Below are 19069 nucleotides of genomic sequence, written 5' to 3'. Positions count from 1 at the left end.
GCTCAGTCGTCCTCCAATTCTGCGAGTGCCTTTTCTAAATACTGGTTGGCTTCCGTCAGCAACTCCGTCCGTTCTGCTTCAGTGATGTCCGTCAGAAAGCGGTTGATCCCTTTATGAAAATAGAGCTGCTCCATGACTTGGAAAAAAGTACTTTCATCTTGTAGTTCATTGCTGGCGGCTTGCCACTCTTCCCCAATTAGATGTGTTTCCAGAAAAGAGGTTTGGCTTGTTTTTTTCGTTATCAGACGCAGGGAATTGACCCACACAAAACTCGTTTCAGTCTGCTTGCAGTTATCCTGCACTAATTCCAGTAGATCATTGGCAGAAACAGTTGGATGTTCTGCTGTGACTGTCACTTCCATATCCAGCAGATAGGAGCCATCTTGGACAGCATAGCTCTCGATCATTTCCAAAGCTTGTTGAAAAAATGTATTGATTACTTCTGCTGATTCGATCGTAAGTGTAACGGTTTCCCATTGGATCGGAGCCGTAGGGTAAAAAGTCAATGCGGCGCCTTGCGAGTCTAGTTGTACAAGCGTTGCTCCTTTTTCACCACTTTCTTTGCGGTTTCTTCCTTGGATATTACCAGGATAATAAATGACTGGCCCACTCTCTTGCAGCAGCATTCGCTTGTGGATGTGACCAAGTGCCCAATAATCAAAGCCCTTTGATCGCAATTCATTCGTTGTGAATGGCGCATAGACATCGTGCCCATCTGCATGCGTTCTTTCGGAACCGTGTAATAGTCCGATATGAAAATCAGCAGGTTGTTTTTCATATTTATCTAATTGGCTATCCATCACATGTCGGCTACCATAACTGAAACCTTGGATATCAACTTGTGTGCCATTTTTTGTCTGATATAAGTACTTTGCTACTTTTTCGGGAAAAACGGTAACATTCTCCGGTAGAAGGAGTGTCTCACGATTTCCCTTCAAATAGTCATGGTTCCCATGGATCATAAAAACAGGGATAGCAGCTTGTTCTAGTTCTTTCATAGCCTGATAAAAACGTGCTTGTGCTTTGACACTTTGATCATCGCTGTCGTAAATGTCACCCGCAATGAGGACAAAATCGACTTGTTCGCGTATAGCGATCTGCACACAAGCTACGAGCGAAGCAAAGGTGCTCTCTTGGATGATCTTATGTAATTTTTCACCGACGTGACTTAGACCGATAAACGGACTATCCAAATGCAGATCAGCGATATGTAGAAAGCGTACTCCACTCATTTTCCTCAGCCTCCCTAAAAGCGAATATACGTTCTTATTATACTAAAAAAATGAGATCGATGCAATCTAATCCGCATAAAAAAACTCTCGGAAAGTTTCCCTTCCGAGAGTTTTCAGCTATTATTCGCCAACGCTGTAAAGATCTTGCAGAGGTGTCATGATGATCCGGTTCAAATCGTTGATGATCGTGCTCATCGCTTGTTCTTTTTCCATTAAAGCAACGATTGCTTCATCTTTTTGAACTTCATCTGCCACTTGTTGGGCAACGTTGATTGTTTCTTCGTCGATTTCTTGTCCGCTCATTTGTTTTTCTTGGATCGTGATTTGTACTTCACGGAAACGATCGAATTTTTCTTTAGAAGTCGCGTCTGCATTTACAGAACGGTATGCTTCTTGTAAATTCGTAAATTCTTGTGTTTCACGAATTCCTTTTTCTAAATCATTTGCTAGATCATAAATATTAATTGCCATGTCTATATCCTCCACCTAATTATATAGTTTGATTCTTCCTACTCACTATAACAAAAAGAATCCATAGACGCTAGCAGAAACATTGCATTCCCGCTCATTCACCACTATTTGTCATTTTGAGCGGATCGACCCACTCGTCGAATTGTTCTGCGGTGACATAGCCGGTCGCAATAGCCGCTTCTTTTAGCGTTGTATTCTCGTTAAATGCTTTTTTCGAGATAGTTGCCGCTTTTTCATAGCCGATATGTGGATTTAAAGCAGTTACCAGCATAAGTGAATTTTCTACTTTTTCTTTGATTACTGCTTCGTTTGCTTCCAAGCCTTCGATACAATGCACACGGAAAGAGTAGATACCTTCATGCAATAGTTTAACAGATTGTAAAAAGCTCGCAGCAATGACAGGTTTGTAAACATTTAATTCAAAATTACCTTGGCTTGCCGCAAAATTGATGGTCGTGTCGTTCCCCATTACTTTTGCCACTACCATTGTCAAGGCTTCACATTGTGTTGGATTTACTTTTCCCGGCATGATCGAACTTCCAGGTTCATTTGCAGGGATCTCGAGTTCACCGATCCCGCTTCGGGGACCACTTGCTAAGAAACGGACATCATTTGCGATCTTTAGCAGATCGCTGGCCAAACTGCGGAGCGAGCCATGGACGTGATTGATCGGACTGTGGCTTGTTAATGCGAAAAATTTATTTTCATCGGATGTGAATGGGAAATTTGTTTGTTTCTCCAATTCTTTGGCAACATGTTCGCCAAAGGTCGCACTGGCATTAAGTCCTGTTCCGACAGCCGTCCCACCGATCGCTAGCGAAAGCAGTGCGGCACGACTTTCCTCAATAAATTGCTTGCCACGCCGTACCATTGCTTCCCAGCCACTGATTTCTTGACCGAGCGTAAGCGGCGTAGCATCTTGCAAATGAGTACGGCCGATTTTAACGATGGAACGGAATGTTTCTTTTTTCTCAGCAAGCACTTGGGCGAAAGTCTCGATTTCTTTTAGCAGGTCATCGACAACTTTGTAAGCAGCAATGTGCATAGCAGTCGGGAAAGTATCATTGGAACTTTGCGACATATTGACATCATCATTTGGATGAATGTTTTGGGTTTGGAGCTCGTGATTGGCAACATGTGCAATCACTTCATTAACATTCATATTTGATTGGGTACCGCTTCCCGTCTGGTAAATAACGAGCGGAAAATGCGGCATTACATCTTTCTCACGAACAAAATCAATAGCTCGTTCGATTGCTTCAGCTTTTTCAGCAGTAAGTCTGCCTTCTTGATGATTAACTTTCGCGGCAGCTTTTTTTAATTCGAGAAACGCTTGAATGATCGGTTCCGGCATCTGTTCATCTGTAAATTTGAAATTGCGGCGGCTACGTTCGGTTTGCGCTCCCCAGAATTTATCATCGTCTACTTCGATTTCCCCAATACTATCATGTTCGATCCGTGTCATCATTCATCGCTCCAATACTAATTTTTAGCGGCCAAAAGCACCAAATAAATCAGAAATTTTATCTTTTACTTTGCCAACTCCATTTTTGATTGTTTTACCTGCATCAGAAGCCTTATCTTTGATAGAGGACCACATATCGCCTGTGCTGTTTTTCTTTGCTGCTTTTTCTTCGGTGATCCGCGAGGCACTCTCCGTATCAAAGTTCGTCGGTTTTTGGTATTTGAGACCGCTTTGCATCACGTAATGTGCAAGGTTGGCGACCCCATTGGAACTATTGGTCGTCAAATAATGATTTTTATCTGTTTTGTCAAAGCCCATCCAAACGGCACCTACTAAGTTAGGTGTATAACCGACAAACCATTGATCTTTTGTACCGATCGTGTTGAATGGTACTTGCGTAGAACCGGTTTTTCCGGCCATTTCATATCCGTAAACGGCTGCGCTTTTCCCAGTTCCTTCTTTAATAACGTCTAGTAGCATCGATGTCATTTCACTCGACACTTTTTTCGAGATGATCTGTTTATTGTGCGGTTCGTTTTCGTAGATCACGTCGCCAGAAGGAGCAACGATTTTCGTGATGACGTGCGCTTCCGGTTTAGCACCGTTATTGGCAAAGGTTGCATAGGCTGTTGCCATTTCAACCGGCGAAGCACCTCTGCTCATTCCGCCCAGCGCTAGGCCAAGTGTCCGGTCACCATCTTCGGTAGGGATACCGAATCGTTCTACTGATTTGATTCCTTTGTCGATACCGATCTGATCCAACAGCCAGACTGCCGGTGCATTGATCGAGTTAGCTACCGCTGTATACATCGGCACTTTACCTTGATAATTGCCGCCGACGTTGGTTGGTTTGTAATTGCCTTTATAGGTTTTCGGTTCATCGGTCAGTTCGGAGTCTACTTTCCATCCGTCTTGCAGTGCCGGCACGTAAACAGACAGCGGTTTTAAAGTGGAACCAGGTTGAGCTTTCATTTGGGTCGCGCGGTTATAGCCGCGGAATGTGTGCTCCCCTCTTCCCCCGACCAAGGCTCTGATACCGCCAGTTGCCGGATCCAACAAGACTGCCCCAGATTGGACTTTTGTTCCGTCTGAAGCATTCGCTGCAAATAAGTAATCATTTTTGTAAGTTTGCTCGAGCGAAGTTTGGTAGTTTTGGTCAAGTGCGGTGTAGATCTTATATCCTTTGCGCATGATCTCATCCTGAGTCACATCCGCTTTGGAAACTGCCTCATTGATGACCGCATCCACATACCATGGATATTTGTTCGCCAACGGGTCCTTCGAATTATCCTTGAGCGCGATCGTCTGCTTTTGATAGCGTTCGCTGTCTGCTTTCGACAATTTTCCATTTGCGACCATCGCACGTAGCACCATATTTCTTCTATTAAATGCTTTTTCCATGTGATTATAAGGGTCATAGGCACTTGGCGCTTGAAGCAGACCTGCTATTGTGGCTGCTTCTGGAATATTGAGTTCGGAAGCACTTTTACCGAAGTATTTTTGGGAAGCATTTTCTACGCCCCATTCTCCGTTACCGAAGTAAGAACGATTCAAATACATTTCCAAGATTTCTTTTTTGGAATAAGTTCGCTCGATTTCTCGCGCCATAAAGATTTCTTTCGCTTTTCGGGTGAATGTCTGGTCCATTGTCAGCAACGCGTTTTTAGCAAGCTGCTGCGTGATCGTACTACCACCACCAGAAATGTGACCGGAACTAACAAGCCCCAGTGCGGCACGACCAATCCCCTTCAGGTCGAAACCTTTATGTTCATAGAAACGTCTGTCTTCAATCGATACAACAGCATTCTGCAGATTCGGCGAGATTTTATCAATACCGATAAACGTTGCTTCGGTAGAGGAAAGTTCTCCCGCTTTATCGCCGTCCTTGTCGTAAATGATCGTGGCTGTTTCCAGTCCTTTTTTGAGCGTATCGATGTTTGCTGATTTCGCTACGATGACTAAGTAAATAATAAAGCTTAGAATAAGTAATAGACCGATCAGAATCAAGAATTTGATAATATGTTTTTGACGCAGAAAACGCCGAAATTTTCTAAATCCGATTAAAATCCACTTCCAAATAAATGCAAAAAATTGTTTGATATAGACTATCAATTTATTTTCATCATTTTTCAATATAAATCTCCTGTCTTTCTTTTATAGAATAGAACGCTTATTTTAAAGACTAGCTATATTTTACTTGATATTCGGAAGAAACGCCACCAACTTGAGACCTATTTTCGTAACACAAACGTAATATAATGCTTTTGTTTTAGAGATATCGGGTTTCTACCCTTTGAAAAGCGGGTATCAATTACTACTTGAAGAATTCTTTAGCATCAAAAAGTGTTCTTTTACACTTGAAAGGAATGAATAATGTGCATAAGCTGATTTATTTCATCTCTCAAACTCACATCAGAAGCGCGATCGCCGAAGCTTGGGCAAAAAAGCTGCCACTGGTAAATTTCACATTTATTAGTGGTTCCTGGCGCAAGACTGCTGTTACGAATCTTGCAAAAAAAGCATTGCACGAGTATGCAATGGAACCACCTACTCATATTTCATTTGTCCCGAACCGCGAATTACTTATAAATGCCGATTTGATCGTTACCATTTATGATTCTGAATATGAAATCGCTCCAAATTTTCCCGAAGATCTACAAGACAAAGTAATCTATTGGGATATCGACGATCCGGAAAGGCGGCAGGAATTGCTGAACAAATGGGTGTCCTATCAGGAAGTTTGCGACGATATCGCGCTTTCTGTCAAAAATCTTGAGTTTGACTTGATGGATGCTTGAGAAGACCTCCTTCTTTTAGGAGGTTTTTCTGCGTAAAAATGATAAAACAATTGTGTTATTGCCAAATCTAAATTATAATTTAGATTGAACTAACTAAATTTAAAGGGAGGGAAACATTCGATGGGGCAGATTTACTAACACAACAATTAGCAAAACATATACAACAAGTAGACTTCTTTAATAAAAGTGATTTGCTGCCGGATTTTCCAAGTAACCTTTTTTTATTCAAGATGATCTCCTTGTCCAAAAAGAAATAAAAAAACTATAGGAGGTGTTCGCCGTCACAGTTCTGCTGTGCGGCTAACTATTGATATTACTTTTAAAATTCATTATTATTGCGGTGCTTATCGCAATTTCGGCGTTCTTTGTAGCTACTGAATTTGCGATCGTTAAAATGAGGTCAAGTAGACTTGACCAACTTATCGCAGAGGGAAACAAGCGAGCAAAGTTAGCGCGTCATGTGAATACACATCTGAATGAGTATTTATCAGCCTGTCAATTAGGGATCACGATTACTTCCCTTGGACTTGGTTGGTTAGGGGAATCAACGGTGGAAGCAGCGTTGCATCCATTATTTGCGCTTTTGACGATTCCTGAATCAGTTGTCACCCTGATCTCGTTCTTGATTGCATTCATTTTCATCACGTTCCTGCACGTGGTCGTTGGGGAACTTGTTCCAAAGACACTTGCGATCGACAAAACAGAGAGTGTTGCGCTTAGCGTTGCACGACCACTGCACGTCTTTTATCGTGTGATGTTTCCGTTCATCTGGTTATTAAACGAATCAGCTGTACTGATTGCAAAGATGTTTGGCCTAGAACCTGCTTCCGAACATGAAGTGGCACATACGGAGGATGAACTCCGAATCATTGTTGGTGAAAGTTTTAAAAGTGGTGAGATCAACCAATCGGAATTCCGCTATGTCAATAAGATTTTCGATTTTGATGAACGAATGGCAAAAGAAGTCATGATCCCGCGGACCGAAGTCGTTACTGTTGACGCTGGCTCGACGATCGGCGAATTGTCCGAGATCATGCAGATCGAGAGATATACACGCTATCCGGTCATCGATGGCGATAAGGACCATGTGATCGGCGTACTTAATTTGAAAGAGATTTTGTCCGCTTATGTTGAAAATGGAACCAATGCTTCTTTTAGTATCGATCCATATGTCAAACCGATCATTCGAGTGATCGAAACGATCCCGATCAAGGAACTGCTGATCCGAATGCAGCGCGAGCGTTCGCATATCGCGATTTTGCTCGATGAATATGGTGGTACTTCTGGACTGGTAACGGTAGAAGATATCGTTGAAGAAATCGTTGGTGATATCCGTGACGAATTCGATGCCGATGAGATCCCAGAAGTGCGCAAAATCAAAGAAGGTCATTACATCGTCGACGCAAAAGTTTTGATTGATGAAGTCAATAATTTCTTAGGTACTTCCATTGAAGAAGAAGATGTCGATACGATCGGCGGCTGGTTCTTGACACAGAATTACGAAGTGGAAATTGGCGATGAGATCGATTACGGCGGCTATATTTTCCGTATCAAGCAAGCGGAACCTCATCATATCGAATATATTGAGATCATAAAAAAAGAAACACCTAAAGAAGATTAAACAACATCCTGCAGGGTAAAAGCTGCAGGATTTTTTATTTTCCCTACTCCCTTTTTGTAAAAAAGATGATATGATTTGTAATGGAGAATCGAGGCGAAAATGAATGGAAGAAGTTGTAAATACAAATAAAATGATTGCCGCTGTCAGCCTTCTGGCAGGTAAGTTGCTTGTCGAGAACGGTGCTGAGATCAGCCGTACGGAAGATACGATGGAGCGAATCATTCGGATCGCTTTGAATGACCCGGCAAAATCCAGCAAATACACGTATGTGACGCTGAATGGCATTTTCGTAAAACTAGAAGATTTCGGTACAGATTTTTTACGGATCGATAATCGGGATTATGATCTCAACAAGATCACGCAGGTCAACCAGCTATCACGCGATTTCGCACTGCAACACATCACGCTGATCGAATTGTATCAAGCTTTGAAAAAGGTCGAGGCGGAAAAAGCATCGATTCAATTATGGAAGAAATATATTTGTACTGCTGGATTGAGTGGCAGTATCGTATTGATCTTTGGGGGCAGTTTTGTTGATCTGCCTGCTTCGATGATTGCTGGAGTGGTTTCTTTTGCTATTTATGTACTGATTTCTAAATTATTGAACATTCCTTTTTTAGCGGAATTTTGTGGAACATTCGTTGGTGGGATGACCGGTTATTTACTTTTACATTTCATCGGTATTCATACCAGCTTAGTAATGATCGGCGCTGTCGTGCCGCTCGTTCCAGGAATCACGATCACCAACGCCATCCGTGATATTATGGCAAGACATTATTTGTCAGGCATGATCCGAACGGTCGAAGGACTTGCGATTGCAGCTTCACTTGGTGCAGGAATCGCAGTGGTCTACTATTTATTTATTATTTAGCAAAGAGAGGATTGGAAAGCACATGGGCGAAATCGCATATCACTTATTTTTCAGTTTCATTTCTTCCGTCACGTTTGCAGTATTATGCAATGTTCCTAAAAAAGCGATTTTCACTAGCGGAATCATTGGTATGATTGGCTGGATCGGCTATTTTGAAATGACAAAGCATGGCTACGGCGTCTTTTTAGCAAGTCTAGTCTGTTCCCTCTTGCTCGCAGTCGCTGCTCAAATTGCTGCACACCGCTTCAAAATGCCGCTGACTGTCTATTTCGTCCCTGGTTTAGTACCAGTAGTTCCGGGAATCACTTTTTATGATGCTTTCCGTACACTGTTGCTGGGCGATTATTCTGCAGCCGGATTCGTCTTTTTAAATGTCGGCTATGCAGCGGTCGGTTTAGCAGTCGGACTTGTTACAGCAGATATTCTCTGCCGCTACCTGCTGATCCCCTCTATCAAGCGCCTTTCTACCAAATAAAATAAAGAGGAGCATGCTAAAATGATGAATTTAAAAATCCCGATACTTTCGGCTTGGGATAACATAAATGCAGAAACCTTGCTGCGCGATCATTTTCATTTAGGAAAAAAAGCGCGCCATACTTTGCGTATGTCGCATGACGTGCAGTTGAATAACGAACAGCTGACGGATTGGCGCAGGCCACTTCATGCCGGGGATCTATTAGTATTGCCGCTGCTCGAAAAAGCTGTCGTCACATCTGCTGACCGTCCGATCGATATCGTCTATGAAGATGATTTTATCCTCGTTGCCAATAAACCGGCGAATTTAAAAACACATCCCAATGATTCCAGCGAAATAGATAGCTGTCAGCAGCGTGTCCAAGCTTATTTAAATGCAACAGGTCAATCTGGTGCAAGTGCATCCCCTGTCCACCGTTTGGATGAAGCCACTAGCGGCTTGCTTTTATTTGCTAAAAATGCGATCGCCCTGGCTGCGTTTTCCTATCAGTTAGAACAGCGGACCATCCACCGGCATTATCTGGCAATCACGGACAATATCTGGAAGGGACCGGCTAATTTCACTATTCGCAAGCCCATCAGCAGTGATCGTCACCACCCGAACAAACGACGCGTGAGCCCCGGCGGTCAAACAGCAGTGACGCATGTAGCCATTCTTGCCCGCCATCAAGCGCAGAATAATACGCTCCTCGAATGCCGGCTAGATACCGGACGTACCCATCAAATTCGTGTTCATCTGAGTGATGCTGGTTTCCCGATCATCGGGGATTCGCTTTACGGCGGCTCAAATCGTGCCGCGCGGCTGTTGCTCCATGCTAAACAATTGGAAACCTATCATCCGTTTTTAGATAACACGCTTAAGTGGGAGCAACCTCCAGATGATTCTTTCCGATTAAAAAAAGCGTAACCTCATAAAGAGGCTGCGCTTTTTTATCGCATTCTTCTGCGTAAAATAAAAGATAATATGAACCAGCTCACTAAGCTGATTCCGATGCTAATGATCCAGCCCATTCGATTGTGTTCGAGCGGAAGTGGCATATTCATTCCGAAAAAGCCGGTAATGATCGTTGGCAATGTCAGCAGAACGGATAAGACAGTCAAGATTTTCATCGTGTCATTCAAATTATTATTTAAGACATTATTATAGGTGCCTGAAAGCTGCTGGAGGATCTGTGAAGAGAGCTGAGTCATCTCAAGTAATTGCCGCGCTTCGATCAATGCATCATCGAGCTGTTCTTTCTCGAATTCTGTCAGCTTTCGATAAAAGGCCTGCGCCTTGATTTGTTCAAGCAGCATCGTGTTTTGCTTCGAGGCGGAAACCAAATATACGATCCCTGTTTCTAAATCAGATAATCCCAGCAAGTTTTCTTTTGTCGTTTTTTCTCTTAATTTATCATTGATACGCTTCCGGTTGATATCCATTTTTTCCACTAACGGAAAGAAAGCCGCTGTGATCAGGAATAAACTTTTAAAAAGAAAGTGAAAAAGTGATTCTTCATGATGGTTATGTAAGTATTTTTCCATCATGGTGGTGATATATTTCGTATGTTTACTGCTTATTGTGATCAAATAATTATCTTTAACAATAAAAGTGAACGGAAAGGTCTCATAGTTATCGCCAGTTTCATCGAGATTAGGTGCGTGATAAATCAAGAAGAACACGCCCGTATCTTCATCGTATTCGACATGCGCCCGCTCATTTCTATCCAGCGAGTAGCCGATGATCTCTTCATCGATGCCGTAGACTTGATTTAGTTTGGAGAGATCCTCGCCGTTGGAAGCGTCGATATCGATCCATTTATTCGTTTCCGCATTGAATGTTTCTCTTATATCCATAGTTCCTCCTGCTAGCTTTTACTGTTTTGATTAAGTCCGCGTGAACCTTGTCAGCTCACGCGACCAATCTATTCTCTATTCGCCAATTCTTCCCTTTCACGCTCTATGCTTGTCACAAAATACGCCAGATCATCAGGATCAGGTCCTACACGAACATCCCCAGCTAATTTATCTAGCCGTTCCATATCATGGCTGTCCAAGTGGAAATACGAAAGTTCTGCATTTTCTTTCAAGCGTTTTGGATTGATCGATTTCGGAAAAATGATCGTATTGCGGTTGAGATGCCACTGTAGTACGACTTGATCTACTTGTGCGCCATGCTTTTCCGCGATCTTGTCGATCAGTTTATCCTGCATCAATGCGCCTTTAGCAAGCGGCGACCAGGCACCATGGGCGATCCCGAGCTTTGCCATATAAGCACGCAATTCATTTTGCGGCAAAAGCGGATGCGTTTCAATCTGATTGATGACTGGCTTTTCATTTGCGACAGTCAACAGATCATCGAGATGATATTGTTTGAAATTCGCAACGCCGATCGAGCGTACGACTTTTTCTTCTTTGAGACGTTCTAAAGCCAGCCATGTGTCGCGGTATTTGCCGGCGATTGGCCAGTGGATCGAGTAAAGATCCAGATAATCCATTTTCAAGTTCGTCAGCGTTCGCTCTACAGCACGAAGCGTGCTGTCATATCCGAGATCGCCATTCCAGATCTTGGTGCTCAAAAACAGCTCTTCCCGCGGAACATTACTGGCGCGCAGTTCTTCGCCGATCAGCTGTTCATTATTATAAACAGCTGCTGTATCAAATAGCCGGTATCCGATCGCAGCAGCTTCACTGATCGCATCTCGGAGCAACTCTTGTTCATTTAATTTGAATAAGCCTAAACCTATATAAGGCATACGGGCACCATCAGGTAACACAAAGCGACTTTCTAGTGTTTTGGTCACTTTTAAAACCTCCCGATCGTTTGACTTTTATATCCAGTTCTTAGTGGAATAATTATACTACCCAGTATACCGAAAAATCATGCACTCTCCTAATAAAAAAACCAGTTTTTATTATTTTTATAAAAATCGGAGGAAAATCAAAATGATAACGCTTACTATATTATTTCTTTATTAAATTATCAAAAAAGAGTTTTTATTTAATATCATCCTATGTTAGTATTAATTTGTGGTAAATTTCAACCTTAAAATTTTTATATTCTTGTAAACATTTTATACATAAAAAAACGCCGAACGGACGCTCTATTTCTCCTGTTTGGTCCAAACTTATGTATCAAAAAAGATCGGAGGAAATTTCAGAAATGGCTTTTAAAAATAAAAAGGATCGTTTTGCTTCATTGCTACATGATATTGCTGTTAATTTACGGGAAGGTGCTAATTTTTTCGCTTCTTTCAATATCAATTCTATAGATGACCTTCATATATTTTCTGATAAAATCAAAGAATACGAAACCACTGGTGATACAATGGTCCATAAAATTATTATGGAACTGAACGACGCATTTATCACTCCTATCGAACGAGAAGATATGCTTGAGCTTACCAATCGTCTGGATGATATCATGGACGGTCTGGAAGAAACTGCTTTCTCACTTGAAATTTGCCAAATCACTCATTACGACGACTACATGGTCAAATTGATCGAAGCTATCCAAAGCAGCACGGTTGAAATCGAAAGAGCTGTGGATCTAGTATTCGACAAAAAATTAAAAGACGTACGCAAACTTGCTATTAAAATCAAAGATTATGAATCTCACTGTGATGAAGTTTATCGTGAAGCATTGATTGAACTGTTCAAACGCGAACAAGATCCAATCCGCTTGATCCGTCACAAAGAAGTTTATCAAAACCTAGAAGACATTGCAGACAGTTGTCAAAGTGTAGCAAATACACTTGAATCGATTGTCATGAAAAATGCATAAGGAGCTAGATAATGGAGAGTATGTTACTAATTACCGTTGTTATTGTTCTTGCAGCGTTAACATTTGACCTCATAAACGGTTTTCATGATACTGCAAATGCCATTGCGACAAGTGTTTCGACAAAAGCCTTAAAGCCGCGTCACGCTATCGTTATGGCGGCTACAATGAACTTCATAGGGGCAGTTTCTTTTACAGGGGTTGCCAAAACGATCACAAAAGATATCGTTGATCCATTTCGACTGCCACATGGCGAGATCGTCTTGTTGGCCGCACTTCTTTCAGCAATCGCATGGAACTTGCTGACTTGGTACTTCGGTATCCCAAGCAGTTCCTCGCACGCCCTGATCGGCTCGATCGCTGGTGCAGCTATTGCCGCTGCTGGCTTCGGTTCCATTGAATACAGTGGGTTCCTAACGATCATCGTTGGACTGATCGCTTCTCCTTTCATTGCTTTTGCAGTTGGGTACTTGATTTATACGATATTCAAATTAACATTAAAAAATCTAAATTTAGCTTCAACAAACCGTAATTTCCGTTACATCCAAGTCTTTACCGCTGCGTTGCAATCCTACACGCACGGTACGAATGATGCTCAAAAATCAATGGGTATCATCACACTTGCCTTGATCGCTAATGGTTTCCAAACTGGAGACGACGTTCAGCTTTGGGTTCAAGTGAGTTGTGCCTTGGCAATGGCGATCGGTACAAGTATCGGTGGCTGGAAGATCATCCAAACTGTTGGTGGAAAGATCATGAAGATCAAGCCAGTCAATGGTGTAGCAGCTGACTTGAGTTCCGTTATCATCATATTCGGAGCCACATTTATCCACTTGCCTGTCAGCACGACCCATGTTATCAGCTCTTCTATCTTAGGGGTAGGTACATCACATCGTGTCAAAGGTGTTAAATGGGATACTGCACAGCGAATGGTGATCACTTGGATCATCACACTACCGATTTCTGCATTATTTGCAGGTGCGCTTTACTTCCTGCTTCATTTATTTTTATCATAAAACAACGGCTTCGCACCTGCTGCGAGGCTTTTTTATTAGGCTTTTCCTTTCTTGCCCTTGCTTGATTATCCCACTCAATAATAGTATGATATGTTCATAATAATACTTAATATAACTGGGCTAGGAGTGATACTTAATGAATGTACTGGAAGCTGCCCAAGCAAGAATGCGTTACATATTTCAAGAATTTGAGCACGTTTATTTTTCAGTGAGCGGCGGTAAAGATAGTGGTATCATGGTCTATCTAGCTAATCAGATCGCCCAGAAAATGAACCGCACATTCGATATCGTGATTTTGGATATCGAAGCAAACTATACAGAAACCGTTATATTTTTAGAACGCTGTAAACAATTGCCCACTGTGGGAACGGTTTACCATTTTTGTCTGCCGTTTTATGAAGATAACTATTCCAGTATCTTGCAGCCGCAATGGATCATGTGGAATCCGCGGGAAAAAGAACGTTGGATCCATCCTCTACCACAGGATGCGATAACATTGGATAAATTAGATGAACGGCTATTATATTATTTCAATCGCAGCCACGGTAATCCAGACATCTTTTTAAAAAAATTCGGGAAATGGTATCAAGAGATCCACGCCGATTCTACGATCGCATGCGGGATCGGTTTACGCACCCAAGAGAGCCTGATGCGTTATAATGCGATTCAGAACGGGATCAATAAATACCGCGGCAAACAATGGATCAACCGTTCCAAAGATGGCTATTATAAATTCTATCCGATTTTCGACTGGAAGTTTGAAGATATTTGGAAAGCAATCTCCTGTTTCGACTGGGAGTATAATCACATTTACGATCAGATGTATAAAAATGGGATCCCTTTCAAGCACATGCGTATCTGTCAGCCTTATGGTCTACAGCAGCGCATTGGCCTCAAACAATTTGCCGCACTGGAACCGCACTTATGGGAAAAGATCGTCAATCGTGTAAGCGGTGCTAATTTCGGTAGTCTGTATTCTAAAACACATCTGCTCGGCTATGCGAAAACAAAAAAACCGCTCCATATGACTTGGCAGCAGTATACTGTCTTTCTGCTAGAAAGCTATGGTTTTTACAGCGAAAAGCTGCGCGACCATTACCATCGTAAATTTAAGATCCTAATGAATTACTATAAGAAGAAATACGACATGGATGTTTGCGATATGGTAGATGAAGCCAAACAGCGTGAATGGAAAAAAGACGAGCGCTTATGGCATAATTGGAAAAGTCTCGCCCGCGTCCTTGAAAAAAACGATTTTGCCCTGACGACAAGGCAATATAGCCTGACGAAAAAAGATGAACAGGAACTTTATCAACTATATGATGAATTTCACGGTCAGCTAGGTATCGAAGCCCTCAATGGAAAGATTTACCAATCTATCATCAACAAAATGCAACGCGAAACTTCTAAATAAGGTGGTCCACATGACAATGCAGAGTAAAATCACTTTTCCCGTTCTAAATGTAAAAATGGTGCCAATCGATAAAGTCGATGAAAACGGCTATAATCCCAACAAAGTTGCAACTCCAGAACTCGCACTGCTGGAGCGATCGATTCGCGAGGATGGCTTTACACAACCGATCGTCTGTTATTATATCCCTAAAATCGACAGATATAAGATCGTCGACGGCTATCACCGATTTTTCTTGGCCCGAAGACGACTTCAGCTAAAAGAGGTTCCTGTCACTGTCATCGACAAATCGCTTGCTCATCGTATGGCAAGCACGATCCGGCATAACCGCGCACGGGGAACACACAGTATCGAAGGCATGTCGAATATAATCGAAATGCTGATCCGCTCCGGTTGGGATGAATCCGAGATCGCTCTCAATCTCGGAATGGATAAAGAAGAAGTCATTCGTCTGAAACAAAATACTTTTTTAAAAGACATCTTCGCTAATCACGATTTTTCCGACTCCTGGGAAGAATTTGAAGAACGTTACTACAGCTAAGAAAAGGGATGTGAAACTTTGGAAACGATAATCTTTGCTCCCCCCTATAACAAAAAAATCTTTTATCAATACATGGCGCCCTATTTCGCAGAGCGCGTTTGGCAGAAACTCTTTCCCTATCTTGTCAATACACAGGATAAAACCTGGCTGATCGGCAAACAAGGAACACAAGTCTGTGCTTTCTCCTCCTTCGAAAACGGTCGAAGAGGAATCGAGATCGGCGAGATTTACGGTATAGATGAAGCGCACTGGACAAAGATCGCCAACCTGACGCTACGAACGATCAAGAACGAAGCTAGCTATACCCTTTACACGGATATCAGGAAAAACGATACGCACCAACACACCTTCTTTCTTAACAAGGGATTCGAGGTATATAAAGAAACAGCCAACTATATTTTCCTAAAGCGTTCCGATGACTGGAAACAGCGGGCTTACAAGTTTTGATCTCTTCCTCTCATTGTGCTGTTTTTCACTTTGTGATTAGGGAAAAGTTCCTTATACCGTGTTACATAGAAAGAGGGGTCAATAAATGGGGATTTATTATTTTGAAAAACCGTTGATGTTCCAAAAAAAGAAACCTATTCCGATCTATAACAATGAAGAAGAAGTTATTGGCGAGATCACCAAAGCAGCTACACAGATCGCATTTTCCAAAAAGCAGGATATTTACACCTATCATGCCAGCAACAACACAGAAAATGCCTCTGTCACGCTTGAGATCGGCTGGCTTGGCACAGAAGGCGCAACCGTTGTTTTCCATAATTTGGAGGACAGTAGCACGATCGCCTTCCAAGAAGAACTAGGAAATATGGAGGAAGCGCTGTCTATTTCCGGTGAGTGGGAAGGTTCTAGCAAAAAAATCCTAATCTCCCAAATCACTAAAGAAGATCCACTCGTGATCTATGCGGATGATAAGGAAGTTGCAAAAATCGATCAAACGAATGATAAGATGAAAAAATTCATTTCGATCGAAACGGCAGACAAGGATCCTTCCTTGCCGGTCAGTTTATTTATTCTCTGTTATTTTATTCAAAAACTACTCAAAGAAGAATTTTAGCCTATAGAGCTGGCCCTTACCAAGGTCGGCTCTATATTCATTTCTATGTATAAACATCCTTTTTTATACATGTTATTATTATTTTTATAATCTTTTATTGAATAATTAAACATTATGTTGTATTATAATAAGATAATACAAACGATAGGAGCATTTTTATGACAAAAGGGAAATCAACCAAATTATTTATTGCACTCGCTATTTTTTTCACCTTCCTCATCCCTTCGATCCACGCTGCGTCCGCCGCAGAAACAGATCCTTATTTGAAAAAAATTCAGAAAAACGGAGAATTAAGAGTCGGTCTATCTGCTGATTACCCTCCCTATGAATTTCATCAAACTATTAAAGGAAAAGATAAGATCGTCGGTTTTGATATCAGTATTGCAGATAAAATCGCAAAAGATCTAAAAGTAAAACCGGTTATTACAGAAATGAATTTTGAAAGTTTACTCGGTGCTTTAAAAACCGGCAAGATCGATATGATCATCTCCGGGATGTCGCCAACTCCTGAACGAGAAAAAGAAGTAGATTTTTCTGATACATACATGCGTGTGGATCAGAAAGTCATCGTCCGCAAAGTGGATCAAAATAAATTCAAATCCACCAGCGACTTCCAAGGCGTTAAAGTCGGCGCTCAAAAACAAACGACACAAGAAGAACTTGCCCAAAACGAATTGAGTGGCTCTACCGTAATGTCTCTACAAAAAGTTCCCGATATTATCTTAAATCTTACATCGAATAAAATCGATGCCGCTGTACTTGAAGGCCCTGTGGCTGATGCCTATGTTTCTCAAAACAAAGCACTTGCCTATGCAAAAAATGTCAAATTCGCCAATGGTCAAAAAGATACTGCGATCGCCCTTCCAAAAGGCTCCACTGCATTGCAGGATAAAGTAAATGCTTCTATTAAAGATATCAAGGATTCTGGAGCATTGAAAAAATATCAAGCAACGGCAAACAAGCAAATGTTTTTAGAAGAAAGTTTTTTCCAAAAATACAAAGATTACTTCCTGAAAGGAACACTTTACACCATTCTCTTAGCAATTGTCGGCGTGCTGTTTGGATCGATTCTCGGTTCGCTATTGGCATTGATGAAACTTTCTGAAACAAGATGGCTGCGCTGGCCTGCTTCGTGGTATATCGAGTTTGTCCGCGGCACACCATTGCTTGTTCAAATTTCTATCGTATTCTTCGGTACCCAGATACTTGGCCTTAACTTATCTGCCTTCTTATCCGGTTGTATCGCCCTTTCCCTAAATAGCGCTGCTTATGTTGCCGAGATCATTCGTGCCGGTATCTCAGCGGTCAACAAAGGACAAATGGAAGCCGCTCGTTCTCTGGGAATGACTCGCGGAACAAGCATGCGCTATATTATCTTGCCGCAAGCAGTTAAAAATATTCTTCCTGCGCTTGGGAATGAATTTGTTTCGGTTATCAAAGAATCCTCGATCGTATCCGTTATCGGTGTCGGCGAGCTGATGTTCGTGACCGGTGTCGTTCAAGGCGCCAGCTTCAAGCCGTTTATTCCGTTAGTGATCACTTCCCTTATCTACTTTGTACTGACATTCGGATTGTCCAGATTACTAGGGGTTGCAGAAAGGAGAATGAAGACTAGTGATTAATGTTTCCAATCTTCATAAATATTTTGGTAAGTTAGAGGTTTTGAAAGGGATCGATTTAGATATCCAAACTGGTGAGGTGATCGTCGTTATTGGCCCTTCCGGCAGTGGGAAAAGCACCTTTTTAAGATGTTTGAACCTGCTTGAACAGCCAACCAAAGGCACGATCCGCTTTGAAGAAAAAGATTTACTTGCCAAAAACACCGATATCAATGAGCTGCGTCAAAAAATGGGCATGGTTTTCCAAAACTTTAATCTATTTCCACATAAAACTGTTTTAGAAAATTTAACATTAGCGCCACTAAAAGTTAAAAAAACAAATGATAAAGAAGCAAAAGAAAAAGCACTCGCTTTGCTGACAAAAGTTGGTCTCGCTGATAAAGCTGATAATTATCCAAGCAGTTTATCCGGCGGCCAGCAGCAGCGTGTGGCAATCGCCAGAGCTTTGGCAATGAACCCCGATGTCCTTCTTTTCGATGAACCTACTTCCGCCCTTGACCCCGAAATGGTCGGCGAAGTATTGGCAGTTATGAAAGAACTAGCAAAAGAAGGCATGACCATGGTAGTGGTGACACACGAAATGGGATTTGCTAAAGAAGTAGCCGACCGGGTCATTTTTATGGACGACGGCGTTATCCAAGAGGAAGGCACTCCAGATGAAGTATTTAATCATACCAAATCCGAACGTGCACAAAATTTCCTAAGTAAAGTACTCGCCTAACAATAAAAA

The 19069-nt window shown here is 41.9% G+C and carries 19 protein-coding genes; 13 read left to right on the top strand and 6 right to left on the bottom strand.

What is annotated here, in order from left to right; genetic code table 11:
* Positions 1-2 precede the first annotated feature (2 nt).
* The 4 genes from HMPREF0556_RS00480 to HMPREF0556_RS00465 form a co-directional block, all read right to left on the bottom strand.
* Positions 3-1232: a metallophosphoesterase family protein gene (locus HMPREF0556_RS00480; protein WP_003754425.1), complete on the bottom strand. Its 1230-nt coding sequence runs from the start codon at positions 1230-1232 to the stop codon at positions 3-5.
* A gap of 120 nt (positions 1233-1352) precedes the next feature.
* Positions 1353-1703: a YlbF/YmcA family competence regulator gene (locus tag HMPREF0556_RS00475; RefSeq protein ID WP_036104807.1), complete on the bottom strand. Its 351-nt coding sequence runs from the start codon at positions 1701-1703 to the stop codon at positions 1353-1355.
* A 94-nt stretch (positions 1704-1797) separates the two neighbouring features.
* On the bottom strand, positions 1798-3168 hold the full coding sequence (fumC, locus tag HMPREF0556_RS00470) for a class II fumarate hydratase (RefSeq protein ID WP_040486347.1): 1371 nt from the start codon (positions 3166-3168) through the stop codon (positions 1798-1800).
* A 24-nt stretch (positions 3169-3192) separates the two neighbouring features.
* A complete protein-coding gene (locus HMPREF0556_RS00465; protein WP_003754420.1) occupies positions 3193-5301 on the bottom strand; it encodes a PBP1A family penicillin-binding protein in 2109 nt (702 codons plus the stop codon).
* A gap of 233 nt (positions 5302-5534) precedes the next feature.
* Here HMPREF0556_RS00465 and HMPREF0556_RS00460 point away from each other — a divergent pair, with 233 nt between their 5' ends.
* From HMPREF0556_RS00460 to HMPREF0556_RS00440, 5 genes are all read left to right on the top strand, one after another.
* Positions 5535-5966: a low molecular weight phosphatase family protein gene (locus HMPREF0556_RS00460; RefSeq protein WP_003754419.1), complete on the top strand. Its 432-nt coding sequence runs from the start codon at positions 5535-5537 to the stop codon at positions 5964-5966.
* Between the two features lie 307 nt (positions 5967-6273).
* Complete coding sequence (locus tag HMPREF0556_RS00455; RefSeq protein ID WP_003754418.1) at positions 6274-7587, top strand: hemolysin family protein; 1314 nt, start codon at positions 6274-6276, stop codon at positions 7585-7587.
* Positions 7588-7690: 103 nt separating this feature from the next.
* Positions 7691-8458 (top strand): threonine/serine exporter family protein, encoded by a 768-nt coding sequence (locus tag HMPREF0556_RS00450; RefSeq protein WP_003754417.1) that lies wholly within the window; start codon positions 7691-7693, stop codon positions 8456-8458.
* Between the two features lie 22 nt (positions 8459-8480).
* Positions 8481-8933: a threonine/serine exporter family protein gene (locus HMPREF0556_RS00445; protein WP_003754416.1), complete on the top strand. Its 453-nt coding sequence runs from the start codon at positions 8481-8483 to the stop codon at positions 8931-8933.
* A gap of 21 nt (positions 8934-8954) precedes the next feature.
* On the top strand, positions 8955-9839 hold the full coding sequence (locus tag HMPREF0556_RS00440; protein WP_003754415.1) for an RluA family pseudouridine synthase: 885 nt from the start codon (positions 8955-8957) through the stop codon (positions 9837-9839).
* Positions 9840-9862: 23 nt separating this feature from the next.
* On the opposite strand, the gene HMPREF0556_RS00435 is transcribed toward HMPREF0556_RS00440, so the two are convergent.
* Positions 9863-10768: a magnesium transporter CorA family protein gene (locus HMPREF0556_RS00435; protein ID WP_003754414.1), complete on the bottom strand. Its 906-nt coding sequence runs from the start codon at positions 10766-10768 to the stop codon at positions 9863-9865.
* 68 nt (positions 10769-10836) lie between these two features.
* Entirely contained in the window at positions 10837-11715 is an 879-nt protein-coding gene (locus HMPREF0556_RS00430; RefSeq protein ID WP_003754413.1) for an aldo/keto reductase, read from the bottom strand.
* Between the two features lie 359 nt (positions 11716-12074).
* On the opposite strand from HMPREF0556_RS00430, the gene HMPREF0556_RS00425 reads away from it, so the two are divergent.
* From HMPREF0556_RS00425 to HMPREF0556_RS00390, 8 genes are all read left to right on the top strand, one after another.
* Positions 12075-12695 (top strand): DUF47 domain-containing protein, encoded by a 621-nt coding sequence (locus HMPREF0556_RS00425; protein ID WP_036104794.1) that lies wholly within the window; start codon positions 12075-12077, stop codon positions 12693-12695.
* Positions 12696-12706: 11 nt separating this feature from the next.
* The gene (locus tag HMPREF0556_RS00420) at positions 12707-13708 is read left to right on the top strand and encodes an inorganic phosphate transporter (protein ID WP_003754411.1); all 1002 of its coding nucleotides are present in this window, start codon (positions 12707-12709) and stop codon (positions 13706-13708) included.
* Between the two features lie 136 nt (positions 13709-13844).
* The gene (locus HMPREF0556_RS00415; RefSeq protein ID WP_003754409.1) at positions 13845-15122 is read left to right on the top strand and encodes a DUF3440 domain-containing protein; all 1278 of its coding nucleotides are present in this window, start codon (positions 13845-13847) and stop codon (positions 15120-15122) included.
* A gap of 10 nt (positions 15123-15132) precedes the next feature.
* Entirely contained in the window at positions 15133-15660 is a 528-nt protein-coding gene (locus HMPREF0556_RS00410; protein WP_003754407.1) for an IbrB-like domain-containing protein, read from the top strand.
* Positions 15661-15678: 18 nt separating this feature from the next.
* Entirely contained in the window at positions 15679-16107 is a 429-nt protein-coding gene (locus tag HMPREF0556_RS12950) for a hypothetical protein (protein ID WP_050776970.1), read from the top strand.
* A gap of 85 nt (positions 16108-16192) precedes the next feature.
* Entirely contained in the window at positions 16193-16720 is a 528-nt protein-coding gene (locus tag HMPREF0556_RS00400; protein WP_003754403.1) for a hypothetical protein, read from the top strand.
* A 158-nt stretch (positions 16721-16878) separates the two neighbouring features.
* On the top strand, positions 16879-18342 hold the full coding sequence (locus HMPREF0556_RS00395; protein WP_003754402.1) for an ABC transporter substrate-binding protein/permease: 1464 nt from the start codon (positions 16879-16881) through the stop codon (positions 18340-18342).
* Positions 18335-19060, top strand: coding sequence for an amino acid ABC transporter ATP-binding protein (locus HMPREF0556_RS00390; protein ID WP_003754401.1), 726 nt, complete (start codon positions 18335-18337; stop codon positions 19058-19060). The genes HMPREF0556_RS00395 and HMPREF0556_RS00390 overlap by 8 nt, the downstream gene beginning before the upstream one ends.
* Positions 19061-19069 lie beyond the last annotated feature (9 nt).

The organism is Listeria grayi DSM 20601 (assembly GCF_000148995.1).
Classification (GTDB): domain Bacteria; phylum Bacillota; class Bacilli; order Lactobacillales; family Listeriaceae; genus Listeria; species Listeria grayi.
The sequence above is the reverse complement of the archived record's forward strand: the minus strand, read 5'-3'. Positions and strand labels throughout refer to the sequence as shown.

What these genes read in the sequence shown, in the direction of transcription:
- HMPREF0556_RS00410 (WP_003754407.1), top strand. Translation starts at nt 15,133, where the DNA reads ATGACAATGCAGAGTAAAATCACTTTTCCCGTTCTAAATGTAAAAATG.
- HMPREF0556_RS00415 (WP_003754409.1), top strand. Translation starts at nt 13,845, where the DNA reads ATGAATGTACTGGAAGCTGCCCAAGCAAGAATGCGTTACATATTTCAA.
- HMPREF0556_RS00420 (WP_003754411.1), top strand. Translation starts at nt 12,707, where the DNA reads ATGGAGAGTATGTTACTAATTACCGTTGTTATTGTTCTTGCAGCGTTA.
- HMPREF0556_RS00480 (WP_003754425.1), bottom strand. Translation starts at nt 1,232, where the DNA reads ATGAGTGGAGTACGCTTTCTACATATCGCTGATCTGCATTTGGATAGT.
- HMPREF0556_RS00450 (WP_003754417.1), top strand. Translation starts at nt 7,691, where the DNA reads ATGGAAGAAGTTGTAAATACAAATAAAATGATTGCCGCTGTCAGCCTT.
- HMPREF0556_RS00400 (WP_003754403.1), top strand. Translation starts at nt 16,193, where the DNA reads ATGGGGATTTATTATTTTGAAAAACCGTTGATGTTCCAAAAAAAGAAA.
- fumC (WP_040486347.1), bottom strand. Translation starts at nt 3,168, where the DNA reads ATGACACGGATCGAACATGATAGTATTGGGGAAATCGAAGTAGACGAT.
- HMPREF0556_RS00435 (WP_003754414.1), bottom strand. Translation starts at nt 10,768, where the DNA reads ATGGATATAAGAGAAACATTCAATGCGGAAACGAATAAATGGATCGAT.
- HMPREF0556_RS00460 (WP_003754419.1), top strand. Translation starts at nt 5,535, where the DNA reads ATGAATAATGTGCATAAGCTGATTTATTTCATCTCTCAAACTCACATC.
- HMPREF0556_RS00395 (WP_003754402.1), top strand. Translation starts at nt 16,879, where the DNA reads ATGACAAAAGGGAAATCAACCAAATTATTTATTGCACTCGCTATTTTT.
- HMPREF0556_RS00440 (WP_003754415.1), top strand. Translation starts at nt 8,955, where the DNA reads ATGATGAATTTAAAAATCCCGATACTTTCGGCTTGGGATAACATAAAT.
- HMPREF0556_RS00475 (WP_036104807.1), bottom strand. Translation starts at nt 1,703, where the DNA reads ATGGCAATTAATATTTATGATCTAGCAAATGATTTAGAAAAAGGAATT.
- HMPREF0556_RS00445 (WP_003754416.1), top strand. Translation starts at nt 8,481, where the DNA reads ATGGGCGAAATCGCATATCACTTATTTTTCAGTTTCATTTCTTCCGTC.
- HMPREF0556_RS00425 (WP_036104794.1), top strand. Translation starts at nt 12,075, where the DNA reads ATGGCTTTTAAAAATAAAAAGGATCGTTTTGCTTCATTGCTACATGAT.